At 72.3% G+C, this 19,125-nt stretch carries 14 protein-coding genes; 12 read left to right on the top strand and 2 right to left on the bottom strand.

The genetic code is table 11. The features are described 5' to 3' along the window. Positions 1-7: 7 nt before the first annotated feature. From QQG74_RS26375 to QQG74_RS26360, 4 genes are all read left to right on the top strand, one after another. Entirely contained in the window at positions 8-1,309 is a 1,302-nt protein-coding gene (locus QQG74_RS26375; protein ID WP_341721390.1) for a homoserine dehydrogenase, read from the top strand. 133 nt (positions 1,310-1,442) lie between these two features. Continuing rightward, entirely contained in the window at positions 1,443-2,492 is a 1,050-nt protein-coding gene (gene thrC / locus QQG74_RS26370) for a threonine synthase (protein ID WP_341717387.1), read from the top strand. A 223-nt stretch (positions 2,493-2,715) separates the two neighbouring features. After that, positions 2,716-5,985, top strand: a complete 3,270-nt coding sequence (locus tag QQG74_RS26365; protein ID WP_341717386.1) for an efflux RND transporter permease subunit — start codon at positions 2,716-2,718, stop codon at positions 5,983-5,985. 113 nt (positions 5,986-6,098) lie between these two features. Then, positions 6,099-7,343, top strand: a complete 1,245-nt coding sequence (locus tag QQG74_RS26360; protein ID WP_341717385.1) for an MFS transporter — start codon at positions 6,099-6,101, stop codon at positions 7,341-7,343. A gap of 11 nt (positions 7,344-7,354) precedes the next feature. Here QQG74_RS26360 and QQG74_RS26355 read toward each other — a convergent pair whose 3' ends face one another. Further along, positions 7,355-7,765, bottom strand: a complete 411-nt coding sequence (locus tag QQG74_RS26355; RefSeq protein ID WP_341717384.1) for a hypothetical protein — start codon at positions 7,763-7,765, stop codon at positions 7,355-7,357. 120 nt (positions 7,766-7,885) lie between these two features. Here QQG74_RS26355 and thrB point away from each other — a divergent pair, with 120 nt between their 5' ends. The 4 genes from thrB (at position 7,886) to prfA (ending at position 12,884) form a co-directional block, all read left to right on the top strand. Beyond that, on the top strand, positions 7,886-8,839 hold the full coding sequence (gene thrB / locus QQG74_RS26350; RefSeq protein WP_341717383.1) for a homoserine kinase: 954 nt from the start codon (positions 7,886-7,888) through the stop codon (positions 8,837-8,839). Positions 8,840-9,133: 294 nt separating this feature from the next. After that, complete coding sequence (gene rho, locus QQG74_RS26345) at positions 9,134-11,212, top strand: transcription termination factor Rho (protein WP_341717382.1); 2,079 nt, start codon at positions 9,134-9,136, stop codon at positions 11,210-11,212. A gap of 265 nt (positions 11,213-11,477) precedes the next feature. Continuing rightward, positions 11,478-11,702 (top strand): 50S ribosomal protein L31, encoded by a 225-nt coding sequence (gene rpmE, locus QQG74_RS26340; RefSeq protein WP_091103487.1) that lies wholly within the window; start codon positions 11,478-11,480, stop codon positions 11,700-11,702. Positions 11,703-11,795: 93 nt separating this feature from the next. Further along, positions 11,796-12,884: a peptide chain release factor 1 gene (gene prfA, locus QQG74_RS26335; RefSeq protein ID WP_341717381.1), complete on the top strand. Its 1,089-nt coding sequence runs from the start codon at positions 11,796-11,798 to the stop codon at positions 12,882-12,884. Between the two features lie 78 nt (positions 12,885-12,962). Here the strand turns inward: prfA and QQG74_RS26330 are convergent, their stop codons facing one another. Further along, positions 12,963-14,516 carry a GGDEF domain-containing protein gene (locus tag QQG74_RS26330; RefSeq protein ID WP_341717380.1) on the bottom strand — a complete coding sequence of 518 codons (1,554 nt, stop codon included), beginning with the start codon at positions 14,514-14,516 and terminating at the stop codon, positions 12,963-12,965. Between the two features lie 73 nt (positions 14,517-14,589). Here QQG74_RS26330 and prmC point away from each other — a divergent pair, with 73 nt between their 5' ends. From prmC to QQG74_RS26310, 4 genes are all read left to right on the top strand, one after another. After that, the gene (prmC, locus tag QQG74_RS26325) at positions 14,590-15,543 is read left to right on the top strand and encodes a peptide chain release factor N(5)-glutamine methyltransferase (RefSeq protein WP_341717379.1); all 954 of its coding nucleotides are present in this window, start codon (positions 14,590-14,592) and stop codon (positions 15,541-15,543) included. Further along, the gene (locus QQG74_RS26320; RefSeq protein WP_341721389.1) at positions 15,543-16,187 is read left to right on the top strand and encodes an L-threonylcarbamoyladenylate synthase; all 645 of its coding nucleotides are present in this window, start codon (positions 15,543-15,545) and stop codon (positions 16,185-16,187) included. Before prmC ends, QQG74_RS26320 begins: the two co-directional genes overlap by 1 nt. Then, positions 16,188-16,799, top strand: coding sequence for a phosphotyrosine protein phosphatase (locus QQG74_RS26315; protein ID WP_341717378.1), 612 nt, complete (start codon positions 16,188-16,190; stop codon positions 16,797-16,799). A gap of 203 nt (positions 16,800-17,002) precedes the next feature. Next, a complete protein-coding gene (locus QQG74_RS26310; RefSeq protein ID WP_341717377.1) occupies positions 17,003-19,114 on the top strand; it encodes a transglycosylase domain-containing protein in 2,112 nt (703 codons plus the stop codon). Positions 19,115-19,125: the final 11 nt, after the last annotated feature.

Raw genomic sequence — 19,125 nt, 5'->3', positions numbered from 1 at the left:
GTCACCTGTGCGCCTGGCCCTGCTCGGTTGCGGCACCGTGGGTGCCGAGGTGGTCCGGCTGCTGAATGAGCAGTCGGCGGACCTCGCCGCCCGGATCGGTGCGCCGCTGGAGATCGCCGGCATCGCCGTACGCCGGCTCGGGCGCGACCGCGGCGACCTGCCGGTGGACCCGGGCCTGTTCACCACCGACGCGCTCGGGCTGATCAAGCGCGACGACGTGGACGTGGTGGTCGAGGTGATCGGCGGGATCGAGCCGGCGCGCGGCTGGCTGGTGGAGGCGCTGCGGGCGGGCAAGAGCGTGGTCACCGCCAACAAGGCCCTGCTCGCCGAGGACGGCGGCGCGCTGCACGACGCGGCGGCCGAGGGCGGCGGCGACCTCTACTACGAGGCCTCGGTGGCCGGGGCCATCCCGCTGCTGCGCCCGCTGCGCGAGTCGCTGCACGGCGACCGGATCACCCAGGTCACCGGCATCGTCAACGGCACCACGAACTTCATTCTCTCCGCCATGCACGCCACCGGCGCCGGCTTCGCCGAGGCGCTGGAGGAGGCAACCGAGCTGGGGTACGCCGAGGCCGACCCGACCGCGGACGTGGAGGGCTTCGACGCGGCGGCCAAGGCGGCCATTCTCGCCTCGCTTGCCTTCCACACCCGGGTCGGCGCGGCCGACGTGCACCGGGAGGGCATCACCGAGGTCACCGCGGCCGACATGGCCAGCGCGAAGGCGATGGGCTGCACGATCAAGCTGCTCTGCATCGCGGCCCGGGGCGCGGACGGTCAGGGCCGGGAAACGGTGAGTGTCCGGGTGCACCCGGCGATGATCCCGCTGACCCATCCGCTGGCCAGCGTCGGCGACGCGTTCAACGCGGTCTTCGTCGAGGCGGAGGCGGCCGGGCAGCTGATGTTCTACGGGCGGGGCGCGGGTGGTGCGCCGACCGCCAGCGCGGTGCTCGGCGACGTGGTGGCGGTGGCCCGCAACCGGCTCGCCGGGGTCCGGGTGGCCAGCGAGTCCGCGTACGCGGCCCTGCCGGTCCGGCCGATGGGGGAGGCGCTCACCCGCTATCACATCAGCCTCGACGTGGCCGACCGGCCGGGTGTGCTGGAGGCGGTGGCCGGCGTCTTCGCCCGGCACGACGTCTCCATCGCCACGGTGCGACAGGGCCCGTCGGGCGGCGGCAACGGCGACGCCGTACTGGTGATCGTGACTCATGTGGCGCCGGACGCGGCACTCGCCGCGACCGTCCAGGAGCTGCGGGGCCTGGACATCGTCCGGTCGGTGGCGAGCGTGCTGCGGGTCGAGGGCGGTCTCTGACCGCAGCTGATCGGCTGGTGCGGCGGGATCCGGTGTCCCGCCAGATGGGTGCGCGAGGGTGCGGCGGGACGCGGTCCGCCGGGCTACGCGAGGCTGATGGTGACCCGGACGGGACACAGACGAGGAGAGCGACATGTGGCGGGGCCTGATCGACGCCTACCGGGACCGGCTGCCGGTCACCGCGGCCACGCCCGTCGTCACCCTGCACGAGGGGAACACCCCGTTGCTGCCCGCACCGGTGCTCTCCGCCCGGCTCGGCTGCGACGTCTACCTCAAGGTGGAGGGTGCGAACCCGACCGGCTCGTTCAAGGACCGTGGCATGACGATGGCGGTCTCCAAGGCGGTCGAGGCCGGCAACAAGGCGATCATCTGCGCATCCACCGGCAACACCAGCGCCTCCGCCGCCGCGTACGCGGCCCGGGCCGGGGTGACCTGCGCCGTGCTGGTGCCGCAGGGCAAGATCGCGCTGGGCAAACTGGCTCAGGCGCTGGTGCACGGTGCCAAGCTGCTCCAGATCAACGGCAACTTCGACGACTGCCTGGCCTTGGCCGCCAAGCTCTCCCAGGATTACCCGGTGGCCCTGGTCAACTCGGTGAACATCGACCGGTTGCACGGCCAGAAGACGGCGGCGTTCGAGATCGTCGAGGCGCTCGGTGACGCGCCTGACATCCACTGCCTGCCGGTGGGCAACGCCGGCAACATCACCGCCTACTGGATGGGCTACACCGAGGACGCCGCCGCCGGCAACGCCAGCCGCACCCCGAAGATGTACGGCTTCCAGGCCTCCGGTGCCGCGCCGATCGTCACCGGTCAGGTGGTCGCCGAGCCGTCCACCATCGCCACCGCCATCCGGATCGGCAACCCGGCGAGCTGGACCAAGGCGCTGGATGCCCGGGACGCCTCCGGCGGTCTGATCGACGCGGTCACCGACCGGGAGATCCTCGCCGCGTACCGGCTGCTGGCCCGCGAGGTCGGTGTCTTCGTGGAACTGGGCAGCGCAGCCAGCGTGGCGGGGCTGCTCCAGCAGGCCGCGGCCGGTCGGGTGCCGGCCGGCTCCACAGTGGTCTGCACGGTCACCGGGCACGGCCTGAAGGATCCGGAATGGGCGATCTCCACCGCCCCGACCCCGGTCACCATCGCCAACGACCCGCTCGCCGCCGCCCGCTCCCTAGACCTAACCTGACCCCCACCCCCACCCCCACCCCCACCCCACCCTCACCCGGTTGATCATGAGGTTAGCGGCAGTTTGAAGATCAACAACTGCCGCTAACCTCATGATCAACCGGGTGGGGCGGGATCTGGTGGCGTCGTTACGGATCGGCACTGCCCCGGAAACCGGTGGGCGAACCGGGTCGGGCACACTGCTCGTACCCTAGGTCCGTCTCCTTCAGGAGTGAGCCACGCCGATGTCGCTGCTCGCCAGATTCAGCCTCGCCAACCGGGGGCTGGTAGCCCTCATCGCGGTGGTGACCACGGCGTTCGGTGCGTACGCCGTGCCGTCGCTGAAGCAGCAACTCCTGCCGTCGCTGGAGTTCCCCGCCGCCTTCATCGTGGCCTCGTACCCCGGCGCCGCGCCGGAGGTCGTCGAGGCGCAGGTGACCGAGCCGATCGAGAACAGCCTGCGGGGAATTCCCGCGCTCGACACGGTCACCTCCACCTCTCGCGAGGGCCTCACCACGATCACCGTCCAGTACGAGTTCGGCACCGACCTGGACGACGTGGTCAACAAGATGCAGAACGCATTGAACCGCACCCGGCTGCCCGACGGCGTCGAGCCGCAGGTGCTCGCCGGCAGCACCGACGACCTGCCCGCGGTGGTCCTGGCCGCGACCGGCGGCGGTGCCGACGCGCGTGCCCTGGCCGGCAAGCTGCGGGACACGGTGGTGCCGGAGCTGGCGGCGATCGAGGGCGTCCGCAGCGTCGAGCTGACCGGCGTCCGGGACGACCTTGTGGTGATCACGCCGGATCCGGCCAAGCTGGCGCGGGCGAAGGTGCAGCCGACCGCGATCGGCACGGCGTTGCGGGCCAACGGGGTGACGGTGCCGGCCGGTGCCGTGGTCGACGGCGAGCGCACCCTGCCGGTGCAGGTCGGTGCCCCGCTGACCACACTTGACGAGCTGCGGGCGATCGTCGTCGGGCCGCCGCCGAACCGCAGGGCCGGCCCGGTGCTCCTCGGCGACGTGGCCACGGTCTCCGAACAGCTCGCCCCACCCACCGCGATCACCCGCACCAACGGCGAGGAGAGTCTGGGCATCGCGGTCACCGCGGACCCGGACGGCAACGCCGTGGAGATCTCGCACGCGGTCACCGACCGGCTCGCCGAGCTACGCGAGGCCACCGGCACCGAGCTGACCGTCGTGCTCGACCAGGCCCCCTTCGTGGAGAAGTCCATCAAGACGCTGAGCACCGAGGGCCTGCTGGGTCTGATCATGGCCGTGGTGGTCATCCTGGTGTTCCTGCTCTCGGTGCGCTCCACGGTGGTCACCGCGGTTTCCATTCCACTGTCCGTGGTGGTGGCACTGCTCGCGCTCTGGATCGGCGACTACTCGCTCAACCTGCTCACCCTCGGCGCGTTGACCGTCGCGGTCGGCCGGGTGGTGGACGACTCGATCGTCGTGCTGGAGAACATCAAACGCCATCTGACGTACGGCGGGTCGAAGCGGGAGGCGATCCTCACCGCCGTCCGCGAGGTGGCCGGGGCGGTCACCGCGTCCACCCTCACCACGGTGGCCGTCTTCGCACCCATCGCCCTGGTCGGCGGCTTCGTCGGCCAGCTGTTCGCGCCGTTCGCGATCACCGTCACCGTGGCGTTGCTCGCCTCGCTGCTGGTCTCGCTGACGGTGGTGCCGGTGCTCGCGTACTGGTTCCTCAAGCCGGTGACCGGGGCCGACGGGGCCGCGATCCGCCGGGCCGCCGAGGAGCGCGAGCTGCGCAGCCCGTTGCAGCGGGCGTACCTGCCGATCATCCGGTTCGCCACCGGGCGGCGGGCGTACCGCTGGGCGACCCTGGCCGCCGGCCTGCTGGTGCTCTTCGGCACCTTCGGCCTGGCCCGCCAGTTGGAGACGAACTTCCTCGACGACTCCGGTCAGGACACGCTCAACATCCGGCAGGAGTTGCCGGTCGGTACCGGGCTGGCCGGTACCGACGCCGCGGCCCGCCGCGTCGAGGCGGTGCTGGCGGAGACCCCGGGCATCCAGTCGTACCAGGTGACCGCCGGGGGCGGAGACAACCCGTGGGCCGGCAGCGCCGGCAACAACGTGGCCAGCTACGCGCTGCGGCTCGGTGGCGACACCGACGCCACCGAGATGCGCGGCATCCTGCGGGAACGATTGGCGCAGCTCGGACCGGCGGCCGGTGAGATCACCTTCCCGGCGGGTCAGGGTGGCGCCGCCGCAAACGAGTTGGCGGTGGTGGTCCGGGCCGCCGACCCGGAGGCGCTGGCCCGCGCCACGGAGCAGGCCCAGGCGGCACTTGCCGGTATCGGAGGGGTCGAGGACGTGTCGACCACCCTGGCCGACCGGGTGCCACGGATCGACGTGACCGTCGACCGGATCGCCGCCAGCCGGGCCGGGCTCACCGAGGCTGCGGTCGGCGAGCTGGTGGGGCAGGCGTTCCGCGGTACGCCGGTGGGTCAGGTCAGCCTGGACGGCGACCGGCGGGACATCGTGCTGCGGCTGTCGGCGCAGCCGCCGGTGACGGTGGAGGAGTTGAAGGCGCTGCCGGTCGGCCCGGTGCGGCTGGACGCCATCGCCCAGGTCACCGAGACCGAGGGACCGCAGCAGGTCCGGCGGATCGACGGTGAGCGCAGCGCCTCGGTGACCGGTACGGTCACCGGCTCCGACCTCGGCGCGATCAGCACCGAGTTGCAGAGCCGGCTCGACGCGATCGACGTGCCGGGTGCCACGCTCACCCTCGGCGGGGTCAGCGAAGAACAACGGGAAACCTTCGCCGACCTGGGTCTGGCGGTGCTGGCCGCGATCGCGATCGTGTTCCTGATCATGATGGCGACCTTCCGCAGCGTGGTGCAGGCGTTGATCCTGCTGGTCTCCATCCCGTTCGCGGCCACCGGCGCGGTCGCCCTGCTGCTGGTCACCGGCACCGCGCTGAGCGTGCCGGCGCTGATCGGCGTGCTGATGCTTGTCGGCATCGTGGTGACCAACGCGATCGTGCTGCTGGACCTGGTCAACCAGTACCGGGCCCAGGGGCTCGGGGTGCGGGAAGCGGTGGTCGAGGGTGGCCGGCACCGGCTACGCCCGATCCTGATGACCGCCATCGCCACCATCTTCGCGTTGACGCCGATGGCCTTCGGGCTCACCGGCGAGGGCGGCTTCATCTCCCGGCCGCTGGCGATCGTGGTGATCGGCGGGCTGATCAGCTCCACCCTGCTCACCCTGATCCTGGTGCCGACGCTTTACGCGATGGTGGAGGACACCAAGCAGGCGCTGCGGGGCCGGCGCCAGCCGCGCTCCGCCGACGAGCGGCAGGACGCCCCGGTCGACCCGGAGCAGGCCGGTGCCGAGCCGGCCGCGGCCGAGCCGACGCCGACCGGAGACGGTGCGCCGCAGAGCCGACCGGTGCCGCCGGCACCCTCGGGTGCGTTGGTGGACGGCACCGACCAGTTCGAGGTGCTCCGGCTGCCGAAGAGTCGCCAGTCGCCCTTCCCGCCCAACAGCTGAGCGGGTGACCCGACGCCCTCGGTGGGTCCCGGCCCGCCGGGGGCGTCGCCCTGCCAAGCTGCCGTCCCAGCTGGGATTCGACCGCCGCCGGTCGCCAGGTATGGTTCGGCTCCGTGGCGTCCACCCGCTCCGTGCTCACCGGTAACCGGAACTTCCGCAACCTGTTCCTGGCCCAACTGGTGATGTTCGGTGCCGACTGGTTCGTCATGGTGCCGCTGCTGGTGCTGCTGCCGAAACTGACCGGCAGCGGCGTGTGGGGTGCCCTGGTGCTCGCCGTGGACACCGGCATCGTGGCGCTGCTGCTGCCGTACACCGGCACCATCGCGGACCGTTTCGACCGTCGCAAGATCATGATGGTGGCGAACGTCGCCGCGCTGGTCGGCGTACTGCTGCTGCTCGGCGTGCGCAGCGCCGACACCGCCTGGCTGGCGATGCTCGGCATCGGGGTGGTCGCGGTGGCGAAGGCGTTCTACTCGCCGGCTGCCCAGGCCGCGCTGCCCAACGTGCTCGACCCGGCGGAACTGGCCGCGGGTAACGCGGTGGCGGGGTCGGCCTGGGGCACGATGACAATCGTCGGCGCGTCGCTCGGCGGCGTGCTCAGCGCCGCCGTCGGGCCGTACGTCTGCTTCTGGGTCGGCGCGGTGGCCCTGATCGGCGCGGCGGGCCTGGCCACGCGCATCCGCCGGCCGTTGCAGGCACCGCGGGAGCGGGGCGCCGCGACGCCACAGACCTGGGCCGCGATCCGCGAGGCACTTGGCTACATCGGGCACCGCCCGCCGGTGCTGGCGTTGGTGACGGTGAAGTCGGCGGTCGGCCTGGGCAACGGCGTACTCACCGTCTTTCCGCTGCTCGCCGGGGTGTACGCGGTCGGTCCGGTGGGTGCCGGCCTGCTCTTTGCGGTACGCGGCGCGGGTGCCCTGTTCGGCCCGATCCTGATGCGCCGGGTGTTGACCAATCGGGCCTGGCTGCTGCCGGGGCTGGCGTTGTCCATGTCGGCGTACGGGCTGGCCTACCTCGGTGCCTCGGTGGCGCCCTGGTTCTGGCTGGTGCTGGTCCTGGTCTTCGTGGCGCACTTCGCCGGTGGCAGCAACTGGGTGATGTCGAACTTCGCGTTGCAGGGGCAGGTGCCGGACCGGTTACGGGGACGGGTCTTCGCCACCGACATGATGCTGGCGACCCTGGCGATCTCGGTCAGCCAGCTGGTGGTCGCGGGGGTGGTGGACCTGGTGGACGAGCGGGTGGTGCTGGCCGGTTGTGGCCTGGTCACCCTGGTCTACGCGATCGGCTGGCGGATCGCCACCCGGCGACTCTCGCTCGCCGCCGTGACACCGGCCGTCGCCGAGACCGGAACTCGCTAGGCCCCGTCGCGCTAGTGGGTGCCGGTGGGAGACAGGTGCGGATCGGCCGGCGGGCCCCAGGCTGCGGGGGCGCTGGGGACGGCCGGGCCGGGTGCCGACCCGGTCCGGCGGCCGGCCGACGCGGCCGCGATCAGCAGCCCGACCCCGACCGGGAAGAGCAACGCGTGGACCACTCCGACGAGCATGGACAGCGCGCCGAGCCGTTGGGCGCCGCCGTCGGCCGTCCAGGGCAGTGTGACCGACCACACGGTGCTGATCAGCGTGACGACCAGCAGGACGGCGAGCCCGGCCACCAGCAGGCGGCGGGCTGCCCGTGGTAGCCGGCCCCGGGCGGACGCCGCCAGCGCACCTCCGACGATAAGCACCACAAGCGTGGGCAGTTGCAGCGCCAGCTGCACCAGCAGATAACCGAAGTCCTTCACGCAGTCCTCCCGAAGCCGTCGACCGGGCCAGACTCTAGAGCCTGTGGGCAAGCGTGCTCAGGCACGGCACGCGTCCCAGGGGACGGACCGCGCGCCGGACGTCCCCGGTGGAGCCCTAGCATGGGCGACGTGCCGACCACATTCGCCGCCGGCCCGGTCCGGGTCCGGGTCCCCGCCACCAGTGCGAACCTGGGCCCCGGCTTCGACGCGCTGGGGCTCGCCCTCGCGCTCTACGACGACGTGGCCGCCGAGGTGACCACGAGCGGCGTGACCGTCTCGGTGGTCGGTGAGGGCGCCGGTGACCTGCCGCTGGACGACGGGCACCTGGTGGTACGCGCCATGCGGGCGGCCTTCGACGAACTCGGCGGGCAGCCGTCGGGGCTGGCGGTGGAGTGCGTGAACCGGATTCCGCAGGCTCGTGGCCTCGGGTCCTCGTCGGCGGCCATCGTCGCCGGGGTGCTGCTGGCCCGGTCGCTGGTCACGGACGGGGTGCAGCGGCTCGACGAGCAGGACGCGCTGCGGTTGGCCGCGCGGATCGAGGGGCACCCCGACAACGTGGCGCCCTGCCTGCTCGGCGGCTTCACGGTGGCCTGGACGGAACCGGCCGGCGCGCGGGCCGTGTCGTTGCCGGTGGCCGACGGCGTACGCCCCACGGTCCTGGTTCCCGCCGAGCGTGGCCTGACCGCCGCCGCCCGGGCGGCCCTGCCGGCCACCGTGCCGCACGCCGACGCCGCGTTGACCGCCGGCCGGGCGGCCCTGTTGGTGCACGCGCTTACCGCACAGCCGGCGCTGTTGCTGCCGGCCACGGTCGACCGGCTGCATCAGGACTACCGCGCATCCGGGATGCCCGCCACCGCAGCCCTGGTCGGGCAGCTTCGTGAGGCTGGTGTGGCCGCCGTGGTCAGCGGGGCCGGGCCGACCGTGCTCGCCCTGTCTGAGCTGCCCGAAGGCTTCGATCCGGGAACAAATTGGGAAGTCCTGCGGTTGGCGATAGACGTACCCGGTGCCCAGGTCGGGCAGGGTAGACTCGGACACGCGGAGCGGGACCCTGTTGCCGCAGGTCGGAAGAGTTGATTACGCTCTAGACCTAGCACAGCCGCGAAGCATGCGATCTCCTGCGGGTCGGCGCACCCCCGAAGCTTTCGGCGGTAAGCCCGTCATCCCTGCCTAGGCCCACGCCGCACCGCAGTCTTCACCGGTCGCCGCAGACGGCGAAACCCGCTCACCGGTCTCCTGGTGGGTCGGGCGACCGACCGGCTGCTGTGTCACAGACTCCCGCATAGCGTCATGCGAGGCGGGTGCACCGAGGCCGCCCGGCCACCTGATTTCGACACCGGGCAGTCCCGGCCTATCGAGGGAAGGAATCCATTGAGCGACACCACCGACGTGACGTCGGATGTTTCCAACGTCGCTGGCGATGCCACCACCGCTGCCCCTGCCCGCCGCCGGCGCAGCGGCACCGGCCTGTCGGCGATGCTGCTGCCGGAGTTGCAGAGCCTGGCCGCGTCGCTCGGCATCTCTGGTACGGCTCGCATGCGCAAAGGCGAGCTGATCAGCGCGATCACCGAGCGGCAGGGCAGCGCCGCCGGGGCCCCTCGACCACGGGCCGAGGTCGCGGCGGCCGCCGCCCCGGTCCGCGAGGAGGTCCACGCGGAGGTACGCGACACGGCTGAGCAGCCGCAGGCCGAACGGCGTGGCGCCGAGCAGCCGGCGGCGGGCACCGAGACCGAGGTGCGTACCACCCGGACCCGGCGCAGCCGGGCAGCTGCGGCGGCTGAGCCCCGCGCCGAGGAGGCCGCCGCCGAGTCCGGCGAGCGGGCCGAGGGCCGTACGGGCCGTGATCGCGCCGAGCGGAGTGACCGGGCGGAGCGTGAGGAGCGCGCCGAGCGTGCCGACCGCGCCGAGCGTGGTGAGCGGGCGGACCGGGCCGACCGGAACGAGCGTGCCGACCGGGCCGAGCGCACCGACCGTAACGAGCGGGGCGAGCGGGCTGAGCGCACCGACCGTAACGAGCGGGGCGAGCGGGCTGAGCGCACCGACCGTAACGAGCGCGGCGACCGGGGCGAGCGGGCCGAGCGTAACGAGCGCGGCGACCGCGCCGAGCGGGGCGACCGTAACGAACGCGGTGACCGGGGTGACCGGGGTGACCGTAACGAGCGCGGGCAGCGGGCCGAGCGGGACAACGACGGTGATGACGACGGTGACGGCGGCGGTCGGCGTAGCCGGCGCAGCCGCTTCCGGGACCGTCGCCGTGGTCGTGGCGACCGCAGCGAGTCCGGTGGCGACAGCGGCCGCGAGCCGCAGGTCGGCGAGGACGATGTGCTGGTCCCCGTGGCCGGCATCGTGGACGTGCTCGACAACTATGCCTTCGTCCGGACCACCGGCTACCTGGCCGGGCCGAACGACGTGTACGTGTCGATGTCCCAGATCAAGAAGTACGGCCTGCGGCGGGGTGACGCGATCACCGGCGCGGTCCGCGCGGCCCGCGACGGTGAGCAGCGGCGGGACAAGTACAACCCGCTGGTCCGGCTGGACACCATCAACGGGATGGAGCCGGACGAGGCGAAGCGGCGGCCGGAGTTCTACAAGCTCACCCCGCTCTACCCGCAGGAGCGGTTGCGGTTGGAGACCGAGCCGCACATCCTCACCACCCGGGTGATCGACCTGGTCATGCCGATCGGCAAGGGCCAGCGGGCGCTTATCGTCTCGCCGCCGAAGGCCGGTAAGACCATGGTGCTCCAGGCGATCGCGAACGCGATCACGCACAACAACCCGGAGTGCCACCTGATGGTGGTGCTTGTGGACGAGCGACCCGAAGAGGTCACCGACATGCAGCGGTCGGTGAAGGGCGAGGTCATCGCGGCCACGTTCGACCGTCCGCCGCAGGACCACACCACCGTCGCCGAACTGGCCATCGAGCGGGCCAAGCGCCTGGTCGAGCTGGGCCACGACGTGGTCGTACTGCTCGACTCGGTGACCCGGCTCGGTCGGTCGTACAACCTGGCGGCGCCGGCCAGCGGCCGGATCATGTCGGGTGGTATCGACTCCACCGCGCTCTACCCGCCGAAGCGTTTCCTCGGCGCGGCCCGCAACATCGAGAACGGCGGTTCGCTCACCATTCTCGCCACCGCGCTTGTGGAGACCGGTTCGATGGCGGACACGGTCATCTTCGAGGAGTTCAAGGGCACCGGTAACGCGGAGCTGAAGCTGGACCGGAAGATCGCCGACAAGCGGACCTTCCCGGCCGTGGATGTCAGCGCGTCCGGCACCCGCAAGGAGGAGATCCTGCTCGCGCCGGAGGAGCTGGCCATCGTGCACAAGCTCCGCAAGGTGCTGCACTCGCTGGACTCGCAGGCATCGCTCGACCTCCTGCTGGACCGGCTCAAGCAGTCCCGGACGAACATCGAGTTCCTGATGCAGATCGCCAAGTCGACGCCGGGGGAGTGAGCTCTCCCGACGACGATCGACCGAGGGGCGTGGCCGACATCGGCCACGCCCCTCGGCGTACCAGGAATGCTCCCGCCGGGCGGCGGGAATGCTGACGGACGGCCCGATGTTGCTACCGGCGACCAGTCCGGTGCGGGCCGCCTCCGGGGTCGGCCCCGGCCCATGGCAGACTGGTCAATCGGCCACCGGTTCCGGTTCACGCCCTGATCAGCGCGCCTGGTGCGCGAGGGCGACCCGGCGACCATCACGAGAGGACCGAGGCGACATGAAGCCCAACATCCACCCGGAGTACGTGACCACCGACGTCACCTGCTCCTGCGGCAACACCTTCACCACCCGCAGCACCGCCAAGGGCGGCTCGATCCACGTCGAGACCTGTAGCGCCTGCCACCCGTTCTACACCGGCAAGCAGCGCGTCCTGGACACCGCTGGGCGGGTCGCGAAGTTCCAGCAGAAGTACGCCAAGGTTCAGGCCAAGAAGGCCAAGTAGCTCCTCGTTCGACGCCCGCGTCCGGTTTCCGCCGGGCGCGGGCGTCGGCCGTATCTGTCCCGGTCTGTCCGCGTGCAAGGAGCGATCCCCCACATGAGCAGCGAGCGCCTGACCGCCCTCCTCGACGAGTACGCCGAGCTGGAGAAGCGGTTGGCCGATCCCGCCATCCACGCCGACCAGGGCACCGCCCGCCGGGTGGGACGGCGCTACGCCGAACTGGTCCCGCTGCACAAGGCCGCCGCCGAGCTGGCACAGGCTCGGGCGGATCTGGCCGCGGCCCGGGAACTGGCCGCCGAGGATCCGTCCTTCGCGGCCGAGGCCGATGCGATCGCGTCGACCCTGCCCGAGCTGGAGGAGCGGCTGGCCGAGCTGCTGATCCCACGTGATCCGCATGACGCCAAGGACGTCATCGTCGAGATCAAAGCCGGCGAGGGCGGTGAGGAGTCGGCGTTGTTCGCCGGTGACCTGCTGCGGATGTACACCCGGTACGCGGAGCGGCGCGGCTGGCTCACCGAGGTGATCGACGCTCAGGACTCCGACCTCGGTGGGGTCAAGGACGTCTCGCTGGCGATCAAGGCCAAGGGGGTGCCGGAGGGCGGCAACGGGGTCTGGTCCCGGTTGAAGTGGGAGGGCGGCGTGCACCGCGTCCAGCGGGTGCCGGTCACCGAGTCGCAGGGGCGCATCCACACCAGTGCCGCCGGTGTGCTCGTGCTGCCCGAGGCCGAGGAGGTAGACGTCACCATCGATCCCAACGAGCTGCGTATCGACGTGTTCCGCTCGTCCGGGCCGGGCGGCCAGTCGGTGAACACCACCGACTCGGCGGTGCGGATCACCCACCTGCCCACCGGCATCGTGGTCTCCTGCCAGAACGAGAAGTCCCAGTTGCAGAACCGGGAGCAGGCGATGCGCATCCTGCGGGCGCGGTTGCTCGCCGCGGCTCAGGAGCAGGCCGACGCGGCCGCCTCGGACGCCCGCAAGGCGCAGGTGCGTACGGTCGACCGCTCGGAGCGCATCCGCACCTACAACTTCCCGCAGAACCGGATCACCGATCATCGGATCGGCTATACCGCGTACAACCTCGACCTGGCCCTCGCCGGAGAGTTGGACGGGGTGCTCGACGCCCTCAGCGAGGCGGACCGGGCGGCCCGCCTGGCCGGCGACGCGGAACTCGCCAGGCGCTGACGTGGCTGCGGCGCCGCGCGCTGACGTGGCTGCGGCGCCGCGCGCTGATGTGGGTGTGGTGCTGCGTGCTGATCAGCCTCAGGCGCTGCGTGGACGGACCTTCGCCTGGAGCATCTCGCGGTCGGCGGCCTCGAAGGCGGCGCTGAGCGCGTCCCGCTGGCCCGGTCCGCCGGAGCCCACCTCGGAGAAGCCGATGCTGACGCCGACCGGGGTGCCGGGCACGAGGGACTCCCAGTCCTCGGTGCGTACGGCGGCGTCGATGCGGCGGGCCACCTCCGTCGCCTCGGTCATTCCGGCGCCCGGTAGCACCACCACGAACTCGTCGCCGCCGTAGCGGGCCACGAAGTCACCCCGGCGCATCACCCGGTTGATCACCCCGGCGATCCGCTGAAGGACGAGGTCGCCGGAGTGGTGCCCGTGCCGGGTGTTCACCGCCTTGAACCCGTCCAGGTCGCAGACGCCGATCACCACCCGTTCGCCCCGGGAGACCACCGCCGCGATGTAGCGCTCCAGCCGACGCCGGTTCGGCAGCCCGGTGAGCGGGTCGGTAAGCGCCTCGCCCTCGAACCGCGCCGCCTCGCGGCGCATCTCCTCGTGGTCGATCCGGGCCGCGATGCCGTCGATGTAGACGTCCCGGAGCCGGTCGTGCCGCTGGGCGGCGAGTCGGAAGGCCAGCCGGTCGGTGCGGTGCGCGGCGGCGTGATCACCCGCCCGGCTCAGCGCCATGCTGCGCAGCCGGGCCGCCTCGGCGGCACCGAGGGTCTCGGCGGAGACCTGGACGGTGTCCAGCCGGGCGACCGCCTCGATCGGCCGACCGGCGGCGATGGCCAGGCAGACCTGACCGAGTTGGCGCATGTCCCGGGCCCGGGCGCTGTCCGCGCCGTGCCCGAGCAGCCAGGCCGGGTCGGTGTCCCCGCCGGCTTCGTCCACGCTGTCGCCGAGGGCGGCCCGGCGGGCGGCGGCGTACCCGTAGGCGGCCAGGCTGCTCGGGCGTAGCCGGTCGGCGCGCCCGGCCGCGACGAACCGGTCGAGGTCGACCCCGACATCGCGCAGTACGCGCAGGCAACCGTCGCTGTCGCCGGTGTGGTCCAGCGCCACCGCGTTGCGCAGCCGGATGCCCGGTGCGGCGAACGTCTCCTCCGGAATGCCGGCGGCGGTGCCGAGCTGCCGGGCGCGTTCGATCGCACCGAGCGCGTACCCGTGGAAGCTGAGGTACGAGTAGGCCATCGCCAGGTCGTGCCAGCCCCAGGCGGTGTCCCGGTCCGAGTCGTCCACCGCGCTCAGCGCGCGGGCGGCCTTGACCAGGTGCGTCACGCAGCGGTCCAACGCGCCCTGGTGGTGCGCGGCGAGTGCGGCGAGCGCGTTGAGGTGCCCGTGCAGGTAGGGCTCGGCGAGGTCGCGCACCGTCGCGGCGGCCTCCTCGATGGCCCGGGTGTACTCGGCTGTCCGGCCCAGATTTATCAGCGCCGAGAGGCGCTGCACCAGCGCATCGGCGCGAGCGTGTGGATCCCGAGTGGTGCAGATCACCCGGTCCAGGATCGTGCACGCCTCGACCGAACGGCTCACCTCCTGCAACGCCCGCGCCTGCGTCAGGGCGTCAACCTGGTCATCGACCCGGTCGAGCCAGCCCACCCGCGACCTCCCGTCGGTGTGTCGCCGGCTGCACCTGCTTATGCACGTGCATGCGACGCCTCATGATTATTGCGTGACCACCGAGCCGCAACACCCGTCCGAAGGGACGAGACGGCGACGTCCCACTCCCATAGTGGCCCACGCCGCCCGTGACCTGGCCGAAGCCGGCGTGACTTCGGCGCGGGCCGAGGCCGAACTGTTGGCCGCGTTCGTGCTCGGGGTGCCCCGGGGACGGCTGGCCCTCGCCGACGGTTTCACCGAAGGTCAACTCGATCGCTACCGAGAGTTGGTGGCCCGCCGGTCCCGCCGGGAACCGCTGCAACACCTGACCGGCAGCGCCGGCTTCCGGCATCTGGACCTGGCCGTCGGGCCTGGCGTCTTCGTGCCGCGCCCGGAGACCGAGCTGCTCGCCGGTTGGGCCATCGAGCAGGCCCGCGCCAGTGCCCGGCCGACGCCGTTGGTGGTGGACCTGTGCAGCGGTTCCGGGGCGATCGCGTTGTCGGTGGCCCAAGAGGTACCGGCCGCGCGGGTGGTGGCGGTGGAACGATCCCCGGCGGCGCTCTCCTGGTTGCGCCGCAACGCCGCGGCCCGGGTTGCCGCCGGAGACCGGCCGATCGAGGTGGTCGAGGCGGACGCGACCGATCCGGACCTGCTGGCCGAGCTGGTCGGCCAGGTGGACGTGCTGGTGTGCAACCCGCCCTACGTGCCGCGGTCGGTGGCGGTACCGCCCGAGGTGGCCGGGCACGATCCGGCGCAGGCGGTGTTCGGCGGGGCGGACGGCCTGGCCGTCATCCGTCCGGTGATCCACCGGGCGGCGGCGCTGTTGCGTCCCGGCGGCGGGCTCGGCATCGAGCACGACGACACGCACGGCGAGGTGCTGCCCGAACTGCTCGCGGCGGACGGTCGCTACGGCTCGATCGCCGACCACGCGGACCTCGCCGGGCGGCCCCGATTCGCGACCGCGTCCCGCCGCGCGGACCGCCCGCCGCCCGCACCGGCCGACACGTGGCAGACTGGCTCCTCGTGATGCTCTACGACTGCCGGTCGCTCGCCGACCGGGACCGCGGCATCGCTGCGGCCATTGAGGCGGTCCGCAACGGCGAGCTGGTGGTGCTGCCGACCGACACGGTCTACGGGATCGGCGCGGACGCCTTCACGCCGTACGCGGTGAAGGCACTGCTGGACGCCAAGGGTGCGGCGCACGTGGCGCCGCCGGTGCTGATCGGCTCCCGGCACACCCTCGACGGCCTGGTCTACACGCTGCCGGCCGCGGCGCGTGACCTGGTGGAGGCGTTCTGGCCGGGCGCGCTGACCATCCTGGTGCGCCACTCGGCGAGCCTGCGCTGGGACCTCGGTGACGACAGCGGCGTGGTCGCGGTGCGGATGCCGCTGCACCCGGTGGCGTTGGAGGTGCTGCGGGAGACCGGCCCGATGGCCGTCGCCTCGGCCAACAAGACCGGTCAGCCGCCCGCGCTCACCGCCGACGAGGCGCGCGACCAACTGGCCTACTCGGTGCGGGCGTACCTGGAGGCCGGGCCGGCCGTCGACCCGGTGCCGAGCACGATCGTGGACCTCACCGGCGACGAACCGGTGCTCGTCCGGGAGGGCGCGATCACCCTGGCCAGACTGCGCGACGTGGTACCGGAGCTACGCGAGAGCCAGGTGGCGTAGGTGCCTCCTTTCACCGTCCTGCACGTCTGCATGGGAAACATCTGCCGCTCGCCGATGGCCGAGCGGCTGCTCACCCTCGCCGTGCGACAGCGGCTGAGTCGACGCGACGCTGACCCGGGCCGGGCCGACGAACTGCTGCACAGCCACAGCGCGGGCACCGGTGGTTGGCACGCCGGTGAGGAGATGAACCCGCCCGCGGCTCGCCAGGTGGCCAGCCGGGGCGGCAGCGTCTCCGGGTTCGCCGCGCGCCGGCTGCGCTCGGAGCACATCGACGCGGCCGACCTGGTCCTGACCGCCACCGCCGACCAGCAGGAGTACGTGGTGGCACTGCGTCCCGACGCCGCCTCCCGCACCTTCGTGCTTGGTGAGTTCGGCCGGCTGCTGGCGGCCCTGGATCCGGCCGGACTGCCGCCGGCCGAAGCCACCCCGGACGCGGTCTACGCCCGTGGCGTGGCGCTGGTGGACGCCGCGCACGCGGCCCGCCAGGGCAGTACCGCGCTGCCCACCGACGATCTCGACGACCCGTGGGGACGCGGCGACCAGTGCTTCACCCGGGTGGCCGACGAGATCGAGGAGACCGTGCACCCGCTGGCCGCTGTCCTGTTGCCCTGACGGTGCGCGTTGCCTGACGGGGGCTTGTTGCCCTGACGGTGCGCGTTGCCTGACGGGGGCTTGTTGCCCTGACGGTGCGCGTTGCCTGACGGGGGCCTGTTGCCCTGAAAGTGTGAATTTCCTCCGGGTTGGTGGAAAGGGCGGCCCGAAGGGCGATTAGCGCCATTCTGGGAGGGTCCTGCCGGCTCCTGCGGGGAGAGCTGATGACCCGGGCGTTTCTGCCGAAAGTGTTCACCGTCCTGCTGGCCGGCACGTTGGCCGGGCTGGTGCTGGCCGCAGCGGCCCTGCCGGCCGCGCTGGTCTTCGGAATCGGCTTCTCGGCGCTCGCCGCGCCGTACGCGGAGCTGCCGAACACCCTGCGTACGCCGCCGACCGCCCAACGGACGAACCTGTACGCCAACGACGGCACCACCCTGATCACCTCCTTCTACCAGGAGGACCGGGTGGATGTGCCGCTCGGCGAGGTGGCACCGGTGCTGCGGCAGGCGATCATCGCCGCCGAGGACGCCCGCTTCTACCAGCACAGCGGCGTGGACCTGCGCGGCATCGCGCGGGCGTTCACCGCCAACCGGCGCGACGGGGCCACCCGGCAGGGTGCCTCCACGCTGACCATGCAGTACGTCCGCAATGTGCTGAGCACCGATCCCCGGCTGAGCGAGGCGCAGCGGGCCGCAGCCACCGAGGTGAGCACCGCCCGCAAGCTCCAGGAGATCCGGTACGCGCTGGCGCTGGAACGGGAGCTGAGCAAGGACCAGATCCTCACCCGGTACCTCAACATCGCCTACTTCGGCGCCGGTGCGTACGGCATCGCCGCCGCCAGCAAACGTTACTTCTCCAGCTCACCGGCGGAGCTGACGCTGGACGAGGCGGCACTGCTGGCCGGGCTGGTCCGCTCCCCGCACACCGACGACCCGATCAACGGCGACGCGGACAGCGCGCTGGCCCGCCGTGGCTACGTACTGGATCGGATGGTCGAGGCCGGCCAGTTGGCGCCCGACCTGGCGGCCCGGGTCAAGGCCGAGCCGCTGAACCTGCGTCCCAGCGAGACCCCGAACGACTGCACGGCGGTGCCCGAGGGGCACAACGACTGGGGCTTCTTCTGCGACTGGTTCACCCGCTGGTGGAACGACCAGGCGGCGTTCGGTGGCAGCGTCGACGAACGCCAGCGCACGCTGCGCCGGGGCGGCTTCACCGTGGTCTCCTCGCTCGACCCGGGGGTGCAGCGGGCGACCACCGAACAGGTCCGGCGGATCTACTCGGCCGAGGACCGGTTCGCCATGCCGACCGCGGTCGTCCAGCCGGGCACCGGGCGGGTCCTGGCCATGTCGGTCAACCGGGTCTACAGCGTGGCGGCGAACCCGCCCGGGCAGCAGAATCACCCGAACACCGTCAACCAGCTCGTGGCCGGTGGCGGCACGATCGTCGGGTACCAGGCCGGCTCCACGTTCAAGCTCTTCACCATGCTTGCCGCCCTGGAGGCCGGGATGCCGCTGAACACCGTCTTCGACGCCCCCCGGCGGATCGTCACCGGTTTCCGGGTCAGCGGCGAGGCGAGCTGCGGCGGTTACTGGTGCCCGCAGAACGCGAACTCGCTTACCACCGGCGAACAGGACATGTGGACCGCGTTCGGTCGCTCGGTAAACACGTACTTCGCCTGGCTCACCGAGCGGGTCGGCGCGGACCGGGTGGTGGAGATGGCCGAGCGGCTGGGCATCGTGCTGCGGGCCGAGGAGGACGCGCAACTGGCCCGGCACGGCGCGCGTGAGTGGGGTCCGTTCACCCTGGGCGTGGCCGCCACCACCCCGCTGGACCTGGCCGGCGCGTACGCCACACTGGCGGCCGAGGGCACCTGGTGCGCACCCACGCCGATCAGCTCGATCACCGACGCGGCCGGCCGCCGGGTGCTCGCCGGGCAGCCGGACTGCCGGCAGGTGCTCGACGTGGACGTGGCCCGGGCGGGGGCCGATGCCGCCCGCTGCCCGGTCGGCGACCAGTCGATGTACCACGCCTGCGCGGGCGGCACGGCCACCCGGCTGCGTAGCCAGCTCGGCCGCCCGGTGGGCGGCAAGACCGGCAGTTCCGAGCGGTACGCCACGGAGACCGTGGTGGCCTTCACCCCGCAACTGGCGGTGGCCGCGATCGCCACGAACCCGGACAACCCCCGCGACGGGGTCGGTCGGACGGTGCAGAGCGGCATGGTCGAGTCGGTGGGGGAGATCCTCGCCTTCGCGCTGCGGGATCAGCCGGTACGCGACTTCGTGCCGCCCAGCGAGCGGACGGCCTGGCAGGCCACCGGGCAACGTACCGGCGAGTGACCGGAGGAAAT

It is taken from the genome of Micromonospora sp. FIMYZ51 (assembly GCF_038246755.1).
In the GTDB taxonomy this organism is placed as follows: Bacteria; Actinomycetota; Actinomycetes; order Mycobacteriales; family Micromonosporaceae; genus Micromonospora.
Note: the sequence above shows the minus strand (reverse complement) of the source record. Positions and strands in the feature narration are given on the sequence as shown.